Source organism: Paractinoplanes rhizophilus, assembly GCF_042664765.1.
Lineage (GTDB): Bacteria > Actinomycetota > Actinomycetes > Mycobacteriales > Micromonosporaceae > Actinoplanes > Actinoplanes rhizophilus.
This window is the reverse complement of the sequence record NZ_JBHTBJ010000006.1, coordinates 102,012-116,260: the sequence shown is the minus strand read 5'-3', so window position 1 is coordinate 116,260 and position 14,249 is coordinate 102,012. Positions and strand designations below refer to the sequence as shown.

The window sequence follows — 14,249 nt, the reverse complement described above, 5'->3', positions numbered from 1 at the left end:
CCCACCCCACCAAGTGCCGGTCCGTGAGTAAAAGCCTTCAACCCAATCCACCCAGAGAATCCAACACGGGTAGCTGCCAGCTGACAACCGAATAACGGAATATCCCCAGAAGCAATCGCTGCCGTTCCGATGAGCTAATGCGGCGCCGTTTGATGCCGCCAGCTGGTTGTTGTTGCTGGGTCGGGCTGAGCCGCCACGATTGCGTGGAGGACGTTGGCCGGTTCTGAGGTGCTGGCGAACGGCTCATCCGCGGCAGGAGGGACGCCGTGCGGCTGACCGGGGTGACCGACGACCCCGGAGCCCCTGCCGGGCGATTGCCATCTCGACCCATGGAGCCATCGCCCCATGACCACCAGGCGCCGCGGGATCACGTTCTCATCGGTAGCCCGCCGGCTGGTCCACGGCCGCCGGCCCTGCACCGGCGAGCCGCCGCGCATCCTGCGGCGCGAGCACCGGACGCAACATCGCCTGCTCGGCACGCACGCCCACTGCGAGCCGAGCATGTCGATGTCGGGTATGCGGTAGTTGGTGAGTTCTTGAGTGTTTGTCTCATCCCAACTGGGTATTGGTCCTCACAACTTTTGACGCTGCCGAACTCAGCGGGCATCCCGCCGTCGCTGCGGCCATCTCGGCGTTACAAGCCGGCGTACGCGGTTGGCCGGGGGCGCTAATGGGCATGTGCTCCCACTGTGAACTCCACGACGCAGCTGCTCCAGCCTGCCTTGGACATCGACGTCCGCCTCGCCGAGATTGAACGCCGCGTGGACCTGCTCCTCAACCTCACGCCGGTCAACGCGGCGAGCGCCTGGGCCGACTTCGAGCGAAGCGACTTCAGCGCCGTGCCCACGCTGCGCCTGCGGCCGCTGGAATTCGAGCCCGACCTGGTGCGCCGGGACCTGTACAACCTCGAGATCGAGAAGGTCGAGGACCCTGCACTGCATACGCTTCTGCGTACCAAGCGGGACGAGATAGCACGACAGATCACGGCCTTGGAGGACCGCGACACGTCCCGGTTCGTGCAGGGGTCGCTGCAGCTCTACGGCGGGGTCAGCCCGGCGCTTGTGTCCGCCGCGGAGGAACTGCTCGCGATCATCCCCGCTCAGTCGCCCACCGCACCCAGCGTCACCGCGGGGGCCTTCGCCGAAGCGGCGCGCGCGGAGATGCTCCGCTACCGCGCCGTGTATCCGGAATTCCCCGTGCACATCGACATCCGCGACGACGTCTCCGAACTGATGGTGTCGTTCGGCCACCTGCTGATCCCCGAGGCCGCGACATTCCGGGCCGATCGCGTCGCGCCCCTGCTGCAGCACGAAGTCGGCACCCATGTCGTCACCTACCAGAACGGCGCCCGGCAACCCTTGAAGCTGCTGACGATCGGTTTGCCCGGCTACGACGAAACCCAAGAAGGCCTCGCGGTCCTCGCTGAATACCTCACCGGAGGCTTGGACCCGCGACGGCTCCGCGTGCTCGCAGCCAGGGTGGTAGCCGTCGGCAGGATGCTTGACGGCGCCGGCTTCCTGGACATCTTCGAGGCGTTGCAGGCGCAGTATCGGATACCTCGGAAGACCGCGTGGATCATCGCCATCCGGGTCGTCGTCGCCGGCGGTTCGGTCAAGGACGCGATCTACCTGCGTGGCGTCAGCCGCCTGCTCGAGGCTTTCGCGGAAGGCATCAGCCTCGACGCGCTCCTGGTGGGCAAGCTCGCGCTCGACCATGTTCCGCTGATCCAGGACCTACTCGATCGCGGGGTACTCCGGGCACCTTGGGTGCGGCCACGCTGGCTGGACGCACCCGGCGCCCGCGAGCGCTTCGACAGACTGCGTGCGGGCACGTCGGTCATGGACCTCTACGAAGGAGAAACGGCACGATGAGGCTCGCATTTTTCGTCCGCGACGTAGCCACCGAAATCGATGAGTACGCCACCACGCGGCTGGCGCGGGCAGCGAGCCGCAGCGGCCACGAGGTCTGGTACGTCGGGGTCGGCGACGTCGAACTCGGCGAGAGCGACGGACAGCTCGTCGCCCGCGCCCACGCCGCGGTGTTCGAAGAAGGCGACACCCTCGAGAGTTTTCTGAAAGCCACCAAGGAACGCGACGCCGAACGCCTCATCATGGACCACCTCGACGCGCTGTTCCTGCGCAACGAATCAATCGACGATCTTCAGCAGCGGCCGTGGGCGAGCCCGCTGGGCGCAGTCTTCGGCCAGATGCTCAAGGCCCGCGGCGTGACCGTGGTCAACGACCCGATGTCCCTCATCCGCGCCACGAGCAAGCTCTATCTCGAAGAGTTTCCCGAGCAAATCCGGCCGCGATCGCTCGTGACCCGCGACCCCGCGGCGATCGAGCGATTCGTCGCGGCGGCCGGCCGCTGCGTGGTCAAGCCGCTGTACGGGGCCAAGGGCCGGAACGTGTTCATGGTCGCAGACGAGACCGAACAGAACCTCACGCAGATCATCGAGGCCGTGCTGCAGGACGGCTACGCCCTCGCTCAGGAGTTCGTGCCCGGCGGCGAGGACGGCGACGCCCGAATCTTCCTGCTCGAGGGCAAGCTCCTCGAACAGGACGGTAAGGCCGCCGCCTTCCGGCGGGTGCCCACGGGCAACGACCTGCGGGCCAACATCAGCAAGGGCGGCCACTCGGTTCCGCTGGAGATCGGGGACGTGGAACGCGGCGTCATCGCCGCGATGAGCGAGAAGCTCGTGGCCGACGGCATGTTCTTCGTCGGCATCGACGTAATCGGCGGGAAAGTGGTCGAGATCAACGCGGAGAGTCCCGGCGGATTGCAGAGCGTCGAACGGCTGTACGAGATGGACATCTGTGACACTGTCATCAAAGCCCTGGAGCGCCGCGTCGGCTCGAAGCCCTAAATCCAGGCGGGGATATCCCTCTCCAGCGGGCTGGAGGCGGTCATGGTGAGGACCTGAGCACATTCAACAGTGCCGACGAGACGTCGTCGGCGTGTGGGACGTCCCGCAGCAATTCCGCCGACGCTCGCTCGGCCACCTCGCTCAGCTCACTGGCCGCGCTGGTGGGCCGGGCCTCATCGGACCCGCGGGTCTCGAGTGGCGCTGGTCAGGGCAGGCTGTCCGCAAGGACGACGGCGTGTGTCTCGGGAACTCCCAGCATCAGCAGGCTCGTGATCGTCGCTGCTCGGGGGCCGAGGGTTCCGGTCGGCAGGTTGTTGTCCGCGATGGCGAACACGGCGCCGTAGGCGAGCTGGCTGAGGAGCCTGGCCGGAAGGTGCCGCGCGAATACGCCGCTGGCCTGGCCCCGGTTCACGAGGTCGGCGAGGAGCTCATCGACCGGCCCGAGCAGCCCGTGGATCGTGTCGCTGTACTCTCCACGACGCAGCGCCAGCAGCGCTCGGTACCGGTGCGTCACCGGCCAGACGCGGGCAACGAATTTCGCCCACATCGCGTCCGCTGCTCCGGCCGAGGCATTGACCTCGGCCAGCAAAGCTGTCATCTCGCCGACCGCCCGTTCCGTAAGCGTTCGAAGCAGGTCGAGCCGCGTGGGGAAGTGGCCATAGACCGTACGGCGGACGACGCCCGCAGCGGCGGCGACGTCACCCATTCCAGCGTCGGGGTCCTCGCCGAGCACATCAAGGGCAACGTCGAGGATGCGCTCGCGTGTCTCGTTCATCGAGCGTTTACGGGAGGACTCGGCGGCCACGACACCATCGTTGCACACACATGTGCAACCAATCACACTGCACATCCGTGTGCAAATCACTAGGCTGCACACAGGTGTGCAAGGAGCGTTCGCCATACCTCCAGCCTCAGGAGACGGTCATGACCCCATCACCATCGCCGACCTCGGCCCCCGTGCGCCCGTTCACCGTCTCAGTCGACGATTCGGAGATCGAAGACCTGAAGCAGCGACTGGCCCGAACTCGCTGGCCGGATCCGGAAACGGTGGGCGACTGGTCCCAAGGGGTCCGTGCGGCGAACGCCCGATCTCTGGTCGACTACTGGCAGCACCGCTACGACTGGCGACGCTTCGAGTCCGAACTCAATCGCTTCCCCCAGTACCTGACCGAGATCGACGGCTTGGACATCCACTTCATCCACGTCAAATCCAGGAATCCCGGCGCTATGCCCCTGATACTCACGCACGGGTGGCCGGGTTCGATCGTCGAGTTCCTGAAGCTGATCGGCCCGCTGACCGATCCGGTCGCGTTCGGCGGCGACGCCGCGGATTCCTTCGACGTGGTCATTCCGTCGCTGCCCGGCTTCGGGTTCTCCCAGAAGCCCACCGAGACCGGGTGGACCGTATCGCGCATTGCCGGCGCGTGGGTGGAGCTGATGAAGCGGCTCGGCTACCGGAGATGGGCCGCGCAAGGCGGCGACTGGGGTGCCGTTGTCACCACCGAGCTCGGGTCCATCCAGCCTGAGGGGCTCCTCGGCATTCATCTGAACACCCAGTACGCCTTTCCCGCCCAGATACCCAATACCTTGACGCCCGAGCAGCGCCACGCCGTGGAGACCCTCGCCCTCTACACCGGCGAGCTCGGCGGGTCGAACCACCTTCAAGGCACGAAGCCGCAGACTGTCGCGGACTCTCCCGCCGGACAGGCGGCCTGGATCTACGACAAGTTCCAGTCCAAGACCGACAACCGCGGGCGCGCCGAGGACGCCCTGAGCATCGACGACATGCTCGACGCGATCTCGCTCTACTGGTTCACCAACAGCGCAGCGTCGTCCGCCCGCATCTACTGGGAAAACAGGTCGCGTACCTTCGCCGGCCCGAAGCTGACACTTCCGGTCGCCGTGACCATCTTCCCCAAGGACATCCCACGCCTGCCCCGAAGCTGGATCGAAGACACCTACCGCAATCTGATCCACTACGGCGAGGCCGAAAAGGGCGGCCACTTCGCCGCTTTGGAACAACCCGACATCTTGGTCAGCGAAATCCGCACCGGCCTGCGCACTCTGCGTTCCTGAGGAAGAAGGACTTCTGAACTATTCGAAGCACCCTGTCATCAGCAGATCCGCGCACCTGATCATGGCTCGCGGAACGTTGTGGGCTGGCCGCGCGACCACGCGCACCAGGCCGTCCGGCCGGAGGGCGGACGGCCCGGGCGCGGCTCAGGCAGCGCTCACCGCCGCCCTCTCAGCCGGCACCGGACGTCCCAGGAAGAAGCCCTGTCCCAACGGCACCCCGCACCCAGCGAGAGCATCGCGCTGCCGGGCGGTCTCGATGCCCTCGGCGATCACCGTGCAGGCGTTCTCCTCGGCGAAGGCGACCAGCGACCTGATCGCCGCCTGCCGGGCACCCTCGTCCTCGACGCCGGTCAGCTGTGAGCGCCCGAGCTTGAGGAACGCCGGCTTCAGCGCCTCCATCCGGGCCAGGCTGTCGTAGCCCGCGCCGGCGTCGTCGACCGCGAGGCGGACGCCCTGCGGCATTTCCGGGATGTCGGCTATGGAAGCGTCGCTAATTTCCAGCACCAACGGGCGGTCGCTTTCCGCCAAGAGCGGGGCGAGCTCCTTCGGCCGCCGCAGCAGGTCGCCGGAAACGTTGACCGACAACCAGGTGCCGTTGGGCAGCGCGTGTGCCGAGGCCAGCGCGGCCCGGATCAGCGCCACGTCCAGGTCGATCTGGACGCCCTGGGCCTGAGCGGCCCGCAACCCCTCCTGCGGGCTGCTGCCGTCGGCAAAACGGGTCAGCGCCTCGTAGCCGACAACTTCACCGGTGGCCAGTTCGAAGATCGGCTGGAACACGGTGAAGAAGGTGAACTCCTCGAACGACGAGGACAGCGGGGACGGGCGGCCGGCGCGGGCCTCGGCGTGGGTGGAGCGGACCGCGACCAGCCCGGACGAGGCGCCGGTGTCCGACCGGTAGTGCAGCACCGACGCCCAGTCGCCGATCGCCCCGGTGGGCGCGGCGGCGGCCGGCGCCGGAGCGGGAGCCGAGGCGCGCTTCTTGACCGGCCGATACAGCCAGTTTCGCAGGTGCGTGAAAAGGTCCACGATGGTGTTGCCGACCCCGACAAAAGCCACCATGGCGTACGTCGAAAGCACCAGGTTGAGCCCCGCGAAGACGAGGTTCGCCCACCGGTGTTCCTGGACATCCCGCACGACGGTCCAGGCGCAGAGCGCGATCAGCAGCATCGGCAACACCAGGTAAGTGGTCGCGGCCGTCGTCCGGTTGCGCACTTTCGGCGTACGTTTGAAGGCGCTCTTTTCGCCGGTGAGCAGCTGCAGGATCGACGCGAAACTTCCGGAAAGGTTCACCGGGAGCAGGATCAGGTTGAAGCCGTAGATCCGCAGCACGTCGACCCGCTTGTAGCCGAGGTATTTCAGGTCGGCGCTCATCATCAGGAAGTACGGCACCGAGACCAGCAGCAGGATCGGGTTCAGCAGATCCGCGTTGAACGGGTACGCGAGCATCACGACCAGGCACACGGAGCTCCAGAAGATGGAGGCCATGTAGTTCACCCGCAGGAAGAGCTCGCCGAAGCGGTTCTTCCGCCCGCGGGCGCGGCGCGCGCGGAACTGGTCCTTGAGCCGGCTGAGGATGAGCAGGCCGCCGTTGGCCCAGCGCTGACGCTGGATGCACAGGCTGCCGAAGTCGGGCGGGGTGGCGCTGTAGGCGAGCCGCTCGGGGTAGTTGAACAGCGTCCAGCCGTGCACGCCGAGGTCGATGGTCGACTCGGTGTCCTCGATGACGGTGCGGTCCTGAATGTAGCGGCGAATTTCCCAGTCGCCCTCGTAGGAAACTTCGCAGATGTCGTCGAGGGCTTTCTTGCGCAGCACCGCGTTCGCGCCGACCCAGAAGGTCGCGTCGTAGTGGGTCATGCCCTGGTGCACGATGTGCTGGATGTCGGTGGTCGCGCCGGAGATGCGCTCGATCCGGGTGGCCGAGCCGGGGAAGGCGCTGTACGGCGTCTGCGCGACCGCGTCCTGGGCGTGCGCGCCCTGCTCGAGCAGGTGCACGAGGCGCAGCGCGTACTCGGGGAGCAGCACACTGTCGGCGTCCAGGGTGAGCACGTAGTCGGGGTCGGGGATGCTGAGGTCGCCGCGGCCGGGGCCGGCCGGCACGAGGGCGACGCCGAGCGGGGTGCCGACCTCGTGGTAGGTGCCGCCCATCAGGCCGATGTAGCTGTTGAGGTTCATCGCCTTGTTCGGCTCGCCGGACAGCGACACGTACCGCTTGCGCTCGAAACTTGTCACCGAGACGCCGAAAATTGCCAGGAGGCGGCGGTAGAGCTGGACCAGCCGCTGCTGGGGCAGCGCGGCCGACTCGCCGGCGCCGCCCTCCAGGGCCTCGGCGATCGTGGCGAGGTCCTCGGCGAGCCGGTTGAGGATGTGCTCGACGAAGAAGACGTCGGTGTGGTCGACCATCTCCTGCCGGCGGCCGAGCCCGTACAGCCAGCCGGCCGCGAACCGGTACTCGGCGGCGAGCTCACGCATGTCGTCCGTCGACGCGGGACGGCCATCAATTTCGGCGGCAAATTTCTCGTACGATGTCTGGATGCGCGAGAAAGGCGCCTGCAGTTCCGCCTCGATCTTTCCGGGGAGCGCTCGCGCGGCGAGCAGCTGATCGCGGGCCGCGCGGGTCTTGGGCTGCTGCGGGTCGTCGATGAGCAGCACGACGCGAAGGTCCGGATACTCCTGCAGCGCCGCCGAGAGCAGCGTGGTCCGGATGACCCGCTCGTCCTCCTGGTACGACGGCACGAGCACGGTCATCGAGGGCGTGTCGGTTGCCAGAAAGTTGTCCAGTGCGATCCGCGGCGCCCGGTGGTGCCCGCGGCTGCGGTAGAAGAAGCCGATCCGGGTGATCAGGTACGCCGTGGCCGACGCCGCGAGCGCAGTCACCACGACCAGGTACACGATCGCCTCGACCGCCAGCCGCGCCGAGTTCGCGTGACCGGCGACGAACTGCTCGATCACGGTGTAGACGACGTAGCAGGCCCAGACCGCGATGGTCAGCACGATCGCCAGCCGGCCGCGGGCGATGCGCCCCTCGGAGACCGGCGGCGCGACGAGCGGGTGCGGCGCGGATCGCCGGTCGGCGCCCCATTGGCGCTGGGCGTCCGGTTTGCGCGGTTCTGGTGTGCGCTGCATACCGATCCATCGGCGGCCCGGCGACGCCGCATGAAGGTTTCTTCAGCTCGGGGCGCGCACTGCCGATCCGGAGGCCATGCCGATGGACAGCGCCACGCTTCAGGCCGACCCGCTCGCCGACCCGGACTGGCCGGAGCCGGAGGCGCCGGCCGAGCGTTTGTCGTGGCTGCGGCTGGGCTTGCTGATCCTGGTGCTGGCCGGGCTCGGCGCCGGCGGCACCGCGGCGGTGCTGCACGTGCGGAACACCGCCGGCCCGACCGCGAAGTCGTGGGCGGTCCCGTACGTCGATGTCACCCTGACCCCGGCGTTCGACTTCCAGGACCCGGCCGCCAACCCGGCCAACGACGTGGCGCTCGGCTTCGTCGTGGCCGACCCCGGCGACGGTTGCGCGCCCAGCTGGGGCGGCTACTACACCCCCGACGAGGCGGCCGGCTCGCTCGAGCTGGACCGGCGGATCAGCCAGCTGCGCTCGGCCGGCGGCGACGTGATGCTCAGCGTCGGCGGGCTCAGCAACACCGAGCTCGCGGTCGCCTGCGCCGACCAGGCCAGGCTGACCGCCGCCTACGCCGGCCTGATCAAGCGGTACGACGTCGGCACGATCGACCTGGACATCGAGGGCACCGCCGTCGCCGACGCCGCGTCGCTGGAGCGCCGGGCGACCGCGCTCAAGACGATCCAGGCTTCGCGCCCGCTGGACGTGTGGCTGACCCTGCCTGTGTCCGCGGACGGGCTGACCGCGGACGGGCTCAACGCGGTGCAGGCCACGCTGCGCGGCGGCGTCGCGCTGCGCGGCGTGAACGTGATGACCATGGACTTCAACACCGGCGATCCGTCGCCCGATCTGCTCGACCTGTCGATCCGCGCGCTGAACGCCACCCACAAGCAGCTGTCCGACCTCTACCTGCGGCTGGGCGTGAAGCTGACCTCGCCGCAGGTGTGGTCGCGGATCGGCGCGACTCCGATGATCGGCCAGAACGACGTGGACGCCGAGCGGTTCACCGTCGCCGACGCGCAGGGCCTCGCCCGGTTCGCGGTCGACCACGGCCTCGGCCGGGTCTCGATGTGGTCGCTGAACCGGGACGCGCCCTGCAAGGGCACCTTCACCAACGTGGTCGTGCACTCGAACACGTGCAGCGGCGTCGCGCAGGACTCGCTGACCTTCTCGAAGGTCTTCGCCGACCTGCCCGGCAGCGTGGTGGGGGCGTCCGGCCGCGACTCGGTGGCGATCCCAGACGCCTCGCCGAGCGTCGACGACCCGGCGCGGAGCCCGTACCCGATCTGGCGGCTGACCGCCCAGTACGTGGCCGGCTACAAGGTGGTCTGGCATGGCGTGGTCTACGAGGCCAAGTGGACCAACTCGGGCGTCGACCCGACCGCCACCGGCAACGCCACGGCGCCGACCCCGTGGGCGGTGATCGGCCCGGTCACCCCGACCGACGCCCCGCCCAGGCCGACGCCCACGGTCACCGGCGTGACTGCCACCTGGAACGCCACGACGATGTACGTGAAGGGCGACAAGGTGCTGTCCGGCGGCCTCCCCTACCAAGCGCGCTGGTCGACGAAGGGCGACGCCCCTTCGACCGAGTACCCGATCGACCCGGACGACCCGTGGCAGCCCCTGTTCACCGTTCCCGGAGAGCCGGTGTGATGACGTCATGACATCTGTGGCACTTGGCGGCGGCTACTGGATGGCCGAGGGCCCGCCCGCGGCCGACGACTACCTGACCCTGCGCGAGCAATCCGGCCTGACCCCTCGCCGCCGCGACCAGGCCGAGGCCGCCGTGCACGGCTCGTGGTGCGGCGTCCACGTGATCCACGAGGAGACCGACACGGTCGTGGCGATGGGCCGCGTCATCGGCGACGGCGGCTGCTACTTCCACATCGTCGACGTGGCGGTGCTGCCGGAACACCAGAGGCGGGGCCTGGGCAACGCGGTGCTGACCGCCCTCATGGAGAGCATCCGGGCCGGCGCCCCGCCCGGCGCGTACGTCAACCTGCTCGCCGACGAGCCGGGGCGCCCGCTCTACCGCCGGCACGGCTTCGAGGAGACCGCCCCGTTCTCGGTCGGCATGGCCCGGATGCTTTGAGCGAGGGACGCGGCCCGATGCGGTGGCGTCCACGGGTGTGGGGCCGGGGTGTGATCTCGTGCCTGCGCTTGTCACCCGGTTCGAATCTCCCTGAACGGCGATATCGGCCGCCTGGGGGCAGCCTCGAGCGCAGGGTCGGCCGCGGGCGAAGCGGCTCGTTCAGTTCGCCGGACAATCGCCGGCCGGCGGGGCGGGAATCGCGGGCGTTCCAAACGGCCGAGCGGCTGCCGCCAGGACTCAAAGCGTCTTCTTCGCCATATGCCAATAAATGGCCGACCCCTTCCCGGAACCAGTTGCGGCACATTCTCGTCCGGGCATGCCGAATAGGCGCCGCGCCGACAATCGTCTTTTCCAGTGCCGGCTCGGACTCGGCGGCCTGGCCACCGGACCCGCGACCGTGCTCGGGTCGGTCTCGTGCCGCGCCCACCGTCGCGATCTGTTCAGCGACGGCGGTCTGCGGCTCGACCTGGTCCGGCACGCTCGGGTCCGGCACGCTCGGGTCCGGCACGCTCGGGTCCGGCACGCTCGGGTCCGGCACGCTGTGATTCGGCTCGATCTGGTTCGGCGCGGTGTGCTCCGGCATGCTCGGCGTCGGCTCCGGTAGGACTGCCGGCCGGCTGGGTGCCTGCCCGGACGTTCCGGACGCGGACGCCGGCGTGCCGCGGTCGTGCCACGCGGCGGTCAATTCCTCGTCGCTCGGCATGTGGCCGTAAATCGAGCGCAGTTTCCGCGCGTGGCGTTGTGTCATACCCCAGACGCGATGCCGCTGATGCTCCCGGCGGAATTCCTCGGCCTCGGCGGAATAGTTGCGGCGCCTCGTCGTGTCGCGCATCGTCGCCAATTGCGCCGTGGTGAACAACTGCAGCTGCCGCATAAACCATTTTCCGCAGACCGACCCGGCCCGGCCACTGTTCGATCATCCCGGCGGACAATTAATTTCGCGGGATCCGAAGGCATCGGGACATCCAGCTCCTTGGTGAACGAACGGGCAGAACACTCTGTCATGCAGCGAGGCGACCTACCGAACGTGATGCCTACGCCGGAATGTCAGAAGATGTAGCGCCACAGGCGGAGGCGCTTGCGCATACGTCGTAAACATTCTTCGCGTTCGACCTCCTCGTCGAACCGGTACCCCGGGCTGCCCTCGATCTCCACATCCTTGCTGGCGGCGGCCCGCAGCACCGTTGATGAGATACCCCGCAAGCGCAAGACTCGCGCGACCCGCAGTCCGTCACCCGGCCTGTCCCCTCCCCCGCCGCGCGGGCGTCCGGCATGCGTCGACCGTCACGAACGGAACGGGCGGACGCTTGCGGGCATGGCCGATGAGCGGGTGTGCTATCGCGCGACGGCGTCGGCCGGCGGCTTCAGGTCCGGGAAACGGTCGAAGCAGGCCCGGAGCTCGTCGACCGACTCGGCGGCGGCCGCGAGCCCGGCGAGGACGTCGAGGGACTTGTCGAGATCGCTGTGCGGCTGGTCGAGGGGCTCCACCTGGAGGCGGTCGCACCAGTACCAGCCGGCGACCTCGACCTTGTTGAGGGCGGCGACGTCATTGATCAGGCTGCCGCGCAGCTCGTCCCAGCCCCACAGCTCGCCATTGCCGTACGCGGCCGGCCGCGAGGCACCACCGCGACACAGCGTCCAGGCCGTGACGCCGTCCTGGAAGTCGTCATGCGTCAGATCGCCGCGCCCGGTCTGGGGATCGGTGCGAATCCAGCCGGAACCGTCCCAGTGCTCGACCACCCAATGGTCGATCCAGCGTCGCGCCGCGAAGTAGCCGGCGAAGCCGCATCGGATCCGGGCCGGGGTGCCCGTCGCGCGGAGCAAGGCGCAGTGCAACAACGCGAAGTGGTAGCAGAAACCGAACATTCTCCGCTCGGCCGGCCGCGCACGATCCAGGGGCGCCGCATCGATGCCGACCACGTTGTCCAGGATCGCTCCGGCGCCGACGGTCTCCTTCTGCGCCATGCGCACGGCCGAGAATCACAGGCCCCGAACTTTCGCGGTGTGGTTGTGCATCAGCAGACCCCGCACGACCGCGGCCAGTGCCTCCGGGTCGGCCGGAAGGCCGTACACCTGCTCGCGGTGCCGCCCGAGGTCGGAGGTCGCGCTTGGCCGCCGGTAGAACTCTACGATCTCATCCATACGGACAGACGGTACAAAATTCGCCGGCCAGGCCGCGTGCATGCTCAGAGGTCGATGTCGGCGTAGATGGCGGCGTGGTCGGATCCGGCGTGGACCGCGGCGGTCATCGTCGGATAGATGGGCCACAGCCGGCCCCGCCGGCCGCCCCAGACGCCGCGGCGGAAGATGCCGCCGCCGGTGGCGGCGGCGAACAGCGACGGTGACAGCAACACGTAGTCGAGCTTGTTGCGGGCCGTGCAATAGCCGTACGTGCCGGGGCGCCCGCCGTCGTCGAAGGCCGGGTGGGCCGAGATGTCGCGCAGGTCGGTGCCGGTCAGCAGCGGGGCCAGGGGCTCGCTCTCCGGAGTGTCGTTGAGGTCGCCCACGACGGCCACGTGGGAGATGCCGTCCGCCACCAGGCCGCGGTAGATCTCGGCCACGCGGGCCGCCTGCCGGCGCCGGATCGCGTCGGAGGCAAGCTTTCCGCCGTACCCCTTGCTCTTGAAATGATTGACCAGGACCGCCACCCGTGCGCCGCCCGGAGTCCGGAGGTGGTATTCGGCGCAGTCGCGGCTGAAGACTCTGCCCACGTGGTCGGCGTCGTCGACGTGACTCCGCTGGCCGACCAGCGGAAATCCGGGCCCGGCCAGCACACCCACGTCGATGCCGCGCTCGTCGTTGCCGTCGACCACCATGACGTGCGGGTAGCGCGGGCGGCCGTCCGCGACGACGCCGGCGTCGGCGAAGCGCCTCAGCGCGAACCGGCTCTCGGCCTCGATCACGCCGACGATGTCCGCGCCGACGTCGCGCAGCACCCGCGCGGTGTGCTCGAGGGCCAGCTCGTCGCAGCGGTCGGTGGTCAGCTCCACCCAGCCGATCCACGAGGCGCGGCCGTCCGCGACCACCGTGACCGTGCCGTCCCGCGAGCGGCGCAGCAGCCGGCCACGGTTCTGCCTGAGCCGGGCGAACTTGGCGGTGTCGCTGTAGCGCAGGCCGAGCCGTCCCAGCTCGCGCAGGATCTCGCGCTTCAGCACGTCGTCATAGACCGGCTCCTCGAGAAGAACACAGATTTTCTCGTACGCCTCGAGCACCGGCCGCCCGGCCGACCAGGTCCGCTGGCCGAGCGCCCGGGCGCGGTTGAACAGGTTCTCGACGTTGAAGGCGGCGATCCGCATCGGATCACCCTAGTGGGCGGCGGCGATCACCCGGGTCAGGGCGGCGTGCAGGGCGCGCAGCTCCTCGATCGGCATGCCCAGCCGCCGGACCACGGCGGGCGGGATCTTGAGGGCCTCCTCGCGCAGGGCGCGGCCCGGCTCGGTGAGCGTGATGGCCAGGCTGCGCTCGTCGCCCGGCTTGCGCTCGCGGCGCACGTACCCGATCGCCTCCAGGCGCTTCAGCAGCGGCGAGAGCGTGCCGGGGTCGAGCTGGAGCAGCTCGGACAGGTGGCGCACCGAGACCGGGGAGTGCTGCCAGAGGGCGAGCATCACGAGGTACTGCGGGTGGGTGAGGCCCATCGGCTCGAGCAGCGGGCGGTAGACGCCGACCACGCCGCGGGCGGCCACCGACAGCGCGAAGCACACCTGCTCTTCCAGTGCGAGCGGATCCGTGGTGTCGAGCGCGTCACTCATCGGCCATCCCCCTTCGGCTCGGTGCCATCCTACCGATATTTTGTACACCAACGGTTGGTGCACAAACTGTCTCGGGAGGCCGCGGTGGGCAGGTTCAGGAAGTGGTGGCACGAGACGTTCGACGACTGGGCGTTCCGGTCGCTGATCGGGCCCGCGCAGACCAAGGGCGCGGTGCAGGGCTGCGACCAGAGCGCGCGCGAGCAGTGGAAACGTGATATCGCCAATCGCAAGCGCCACACCCGGGAGCAGCGCGAGCGCCGCCGGGCCGAGCGGGCCTGAGGCAGGCTTCACAAATACCGTTCACCTTTGCCCTGGGCGGGCCGAGATCTTGCCGGTAGGGTTCCCTGG

General features: G+C 68.8%; 14 protein-coding genes. 7 read left to right on the top strand and 7 right to left on the bottom strand.

The window, feature by feature from the left end:
* Nucleotides 1-345 precede the first annotated feature (345 nt).
* The 3 genes from ACFQS1_RS11235 (at nucleotide 346) to ACFQS1_RS11225 (ending at nucleotide 2,866) form a co-directional block, all read left to right on the top strand.
* Entirely contained in the window at nucleotides 346-525 is a 180-nt protein-coding gene (locus ACFQS1_RS11235) for a hypothetical protein (RefSeq protein ID WP_378966652.1), read from the top strand.
* A gap of 164 nt (nucleotides 526-689) precedes the next feature.
* A complete protein-coding gene (locus ACFQS1_RS11230; protein ID WP_378966650.1) occupies nucleotides 690-1,871 on the top strand; it encodes a flavohemoglobin expression-modulating QEGLA motif protein in 1,182 nt (393 codons plus the stop codon).
* Nucleotides 1,868-2,866 carry an ATP-grasp domain-containing protein gene (locus ACFQS1_RS11225; protein ID WP_378966647.1) on the top strand — a complete coding sequence of 333 codons (999 nt, stop codon included), beginning with the start codon at nucleotides 1,868-1,870 and terminating at the stop codon, nucleotides 2,864-2,866. Before ACFQS1_RS11230 ends, ACFQS1_RS11225 begins: the two co-directional genes overlap by 4 nt.
* Nucleotides 2,867-3,071: 205 nt before the next feature.
* Here ACFQS1_RS11225 and ACFQS1_RS11220 read toward each other — a convergent pair whose 3' ends face one another.
* Nucleotides 3,072-3,671, bottom strand: a complete 600-nt coding sequence (locus ACFQS1_RS11220) for a TetR/AcrR family transcriptional regulator (protein ID WP_378966645.1) — start codon at nucleotides 3,669-3,671, stop codon at nucleotides 3,072-3,074.
* Nucleotides 3,672-3,790: 119 nt separating this feature from the next.
* On the opposite strand from ACFQS1_RS11220, the gene ACFQS1_RS11215 reads away from it, so the two are divergent.
* A complete protein-coding gene (locus ACFQS1_RS11215) occupies nucleotides 3,791-4,942 on the top strand; it encodes an epoxide hydrolase family protein (protein ID WP_378966642.1) in 1,152 nt (383 codons plus the stop codon).
* A 144-nt stretch (nucleotides 4,943-5,086) separates the two neighbouring features.
* Here ACFQS1_RS11215 and ACFQS1_RS11210 read toward each other — a convergent pair whose 3' ends face one another.
* Entirely contained in the window at nucleotides 5,087-8,065 is a 2,979-nt protein-coding gene (locus ACFQS1_RS11210; RefSeq protein WP_378966640.1) for an EAL domain-containing protein, read from the bottom strand.
* Between the two features lie 76 nt (nucleotides 8,066-8,141).
* Here ACFQS1_RS11210 and ACFQS1_RS11205 point away from each other — a divergent pair, with 76 nt between their 5' ends.
* Both ACFQS1_RS11205 and ACFQS1_RS11200 read left to right on the top strand, forming a co-directional pair.
* Nucleotides 8,142-9,713, top strand: coding sequence for a chitinase (locus tag ACFQS1_RS11205; protein WP_378966639.1), 1,572 nt, complete (start codon nucleotides 8,142-8,144; stop codon nucleotides 9,711-9,713).
* Nucleotides 9,714-9,720: 7 nt separating this feature from the next.
* Nucleotides 9,721-10,152, top strand: a complete 432-nt coding sequence (locus ACFQS1_RS11200) for a GNAT family N-acetyltransferase (RefSeq protein ID WP_378966636.1) — start codon at nucleotides 9,721-9,723, stop codon at nucleotides 10,150-10,152.
* A 1,047-nt stretch (nucleotides 10,153-11,199) separates the two neighbouring features.
* Here ACFQS1_RS11200 and ACFQS1_RS11195 read toward each other — a convergent pair.
* The 5 genes from ACFQS1_RS11195 to ACFQS1_RS11175 all read right to left on the bottom strand — a co-directional run bounded on the left by ACFQS1_RS11195 (nucleotide 11,200) and on the right by ACFQS1_RS11175 (nucleotide 13,901).
* Complete coding sequence (locus ACFQS1_RS11195) at nucleotides 11,200-11,334, bottom strand: hypothetical protein (protein ID WP_378966634.1); 135 nt, start codon at nucleotides 11,332-11,334, stop codon at nucleotides 11,200-11,202.
* A 153-nt stretch (nucleotides 11,335-11,487) separates the two neighbouring features.
* Nucleotides 11,488-12,117, bottom strand: a complete 630-nt coding sequence (locus ACFQS1_RS11190; RefSeq protein WP_378967038.1) for a transglutaminase-like domain-containing protein — start codon at nucleotides 12,115-12,117, stop codon at nucleotides 11,488-11,490.
* A gap of 15 nt (nucleotides 12,118-12,132) precedes the next feature.
* Entirely contained in the window at nucleotides 12,133-12,294 is a 162-nt protein-coding gene (locus tag ACFQS1_RS11185; protein ID WP_378966632.1) for a hypothetical protein, read from the bottom strand.
* 44 nt (nucleotides 12,295-12,338) lie between these two features.
* On the bottom strand, nucleotides 12,339-13,448 hold the full coding sequence (locus ACFQS1_RS11180) for an endonuclease/exonuclease/phosphatase family protein (RefSeq protein ID WP_378966630.1): 1,110 nt from the start codon (nucleotides 13,446-13,448) through the stop codon (nucleotides 12,339-12,341).
* Nucleotides 13,449-13,457: 9 nt separating this feature from the next.
* Nucleotides 13,458-13,901: a MarR family winged helix-turn-helix transcriptional regulator gene (locus tag ACFQS1_RS11175; protein WP_378966628.1), complete on the bottom strand. Its 444-nt coding sequence runs from the start codon at nucleotides 13,899-13,901 to the stop codon at nucleotides 13,458-13,460.
* A gap of 84 nt (nucleotides 13,902-13,985) precedes the next feature.
* On the opposite strand from ACFQS1_RS11175, the gene ACFQS1_RS11170 reads away from it, so the two are divergent.
* Complete coding sequence (locus ACFQS1_RS11170; RefSeq protein ID WP_378966626.1) at nucleotides 13,986-14,180, top strand: hypothetical protein; 195 nt, start codon at nucleotides 13,986-13,988, stop codon at nucleotides 14,178-14,180.
* Nucleotides 14,181-14,249 lie beyond the last annotated feature (69 nt).

Coding starts and splice junctions, on each gene's coding strand:
- ACFQS1_RS11235 (WP_378966652.1), top strand. CDS start 346: ATGACCACCAGGCGCCGCGGGATCACGTTCTCATCGGTAGCCCGCCGG.
- ACFQS1_RS11225 (WP_378966647.1), top strand. CDS start 1,868: ATGAGGCTCGCATTTTTCGTCCGCGACGTAGCCACCGAAATCGATGAG.
- ACFQS1_RS11215 (WP_378966642.1), top strand. CDS start 3,791: ATGACCCCATCACCATCGCCGACCTCGGCCCCCGTGCGCCCGTTCACC.
- ACFQS1_RS11210 (WP_378966640.1), bottom strand. CDS start 8,065: ATGCAGCGCACACCAGAACCGCGCAAACCGGACGCCCAGCGCCAATGG.
- ACFQS1_RS11205 (WP_378966639.1), top strand. CDS start 8,142: ATGCCGATGGACAGCGCCACGCTTCAGGCCGACCCGCTCGCCGACCCG.
- ACFQS1_RS11200 (WP_378966636.1), top strand. CDS start 9,721: ATGACATCTGTGGCACTTGGCGGCGGCTACTGGATGGCCGAGGGCCCG.
- ACFQS1_RS11190 (WP_378967038.1), bottom strand. CDS start 12,117: ATGGCGCAGAAGGAGACCGTCGGCGCCGGAGCGATCCTGGACAACGTG.
- ACFQS1_RS11185 (WP_378966632.1), bottom strand. CDS start 12,294: ATGGATGAGATCGTAGAGTTCTACCGGCGGCCAAGCGCGACCTCCGAC.
- ACFQS1_RS11180 (WP_378966630.1), bottom strand. CDS start 13,448: ATGCGGATCGCCGCCTTCAACGTCGAGAACCTGTTCAACCGCGCCCGG.
- ACFQS1_RS11175 (WP_378966628.1), bottom strand. CDS start 13,901: ATGAGTGACGCGCTCGACACCACGGATCCGCTCGCACTGGAAGAGCAG.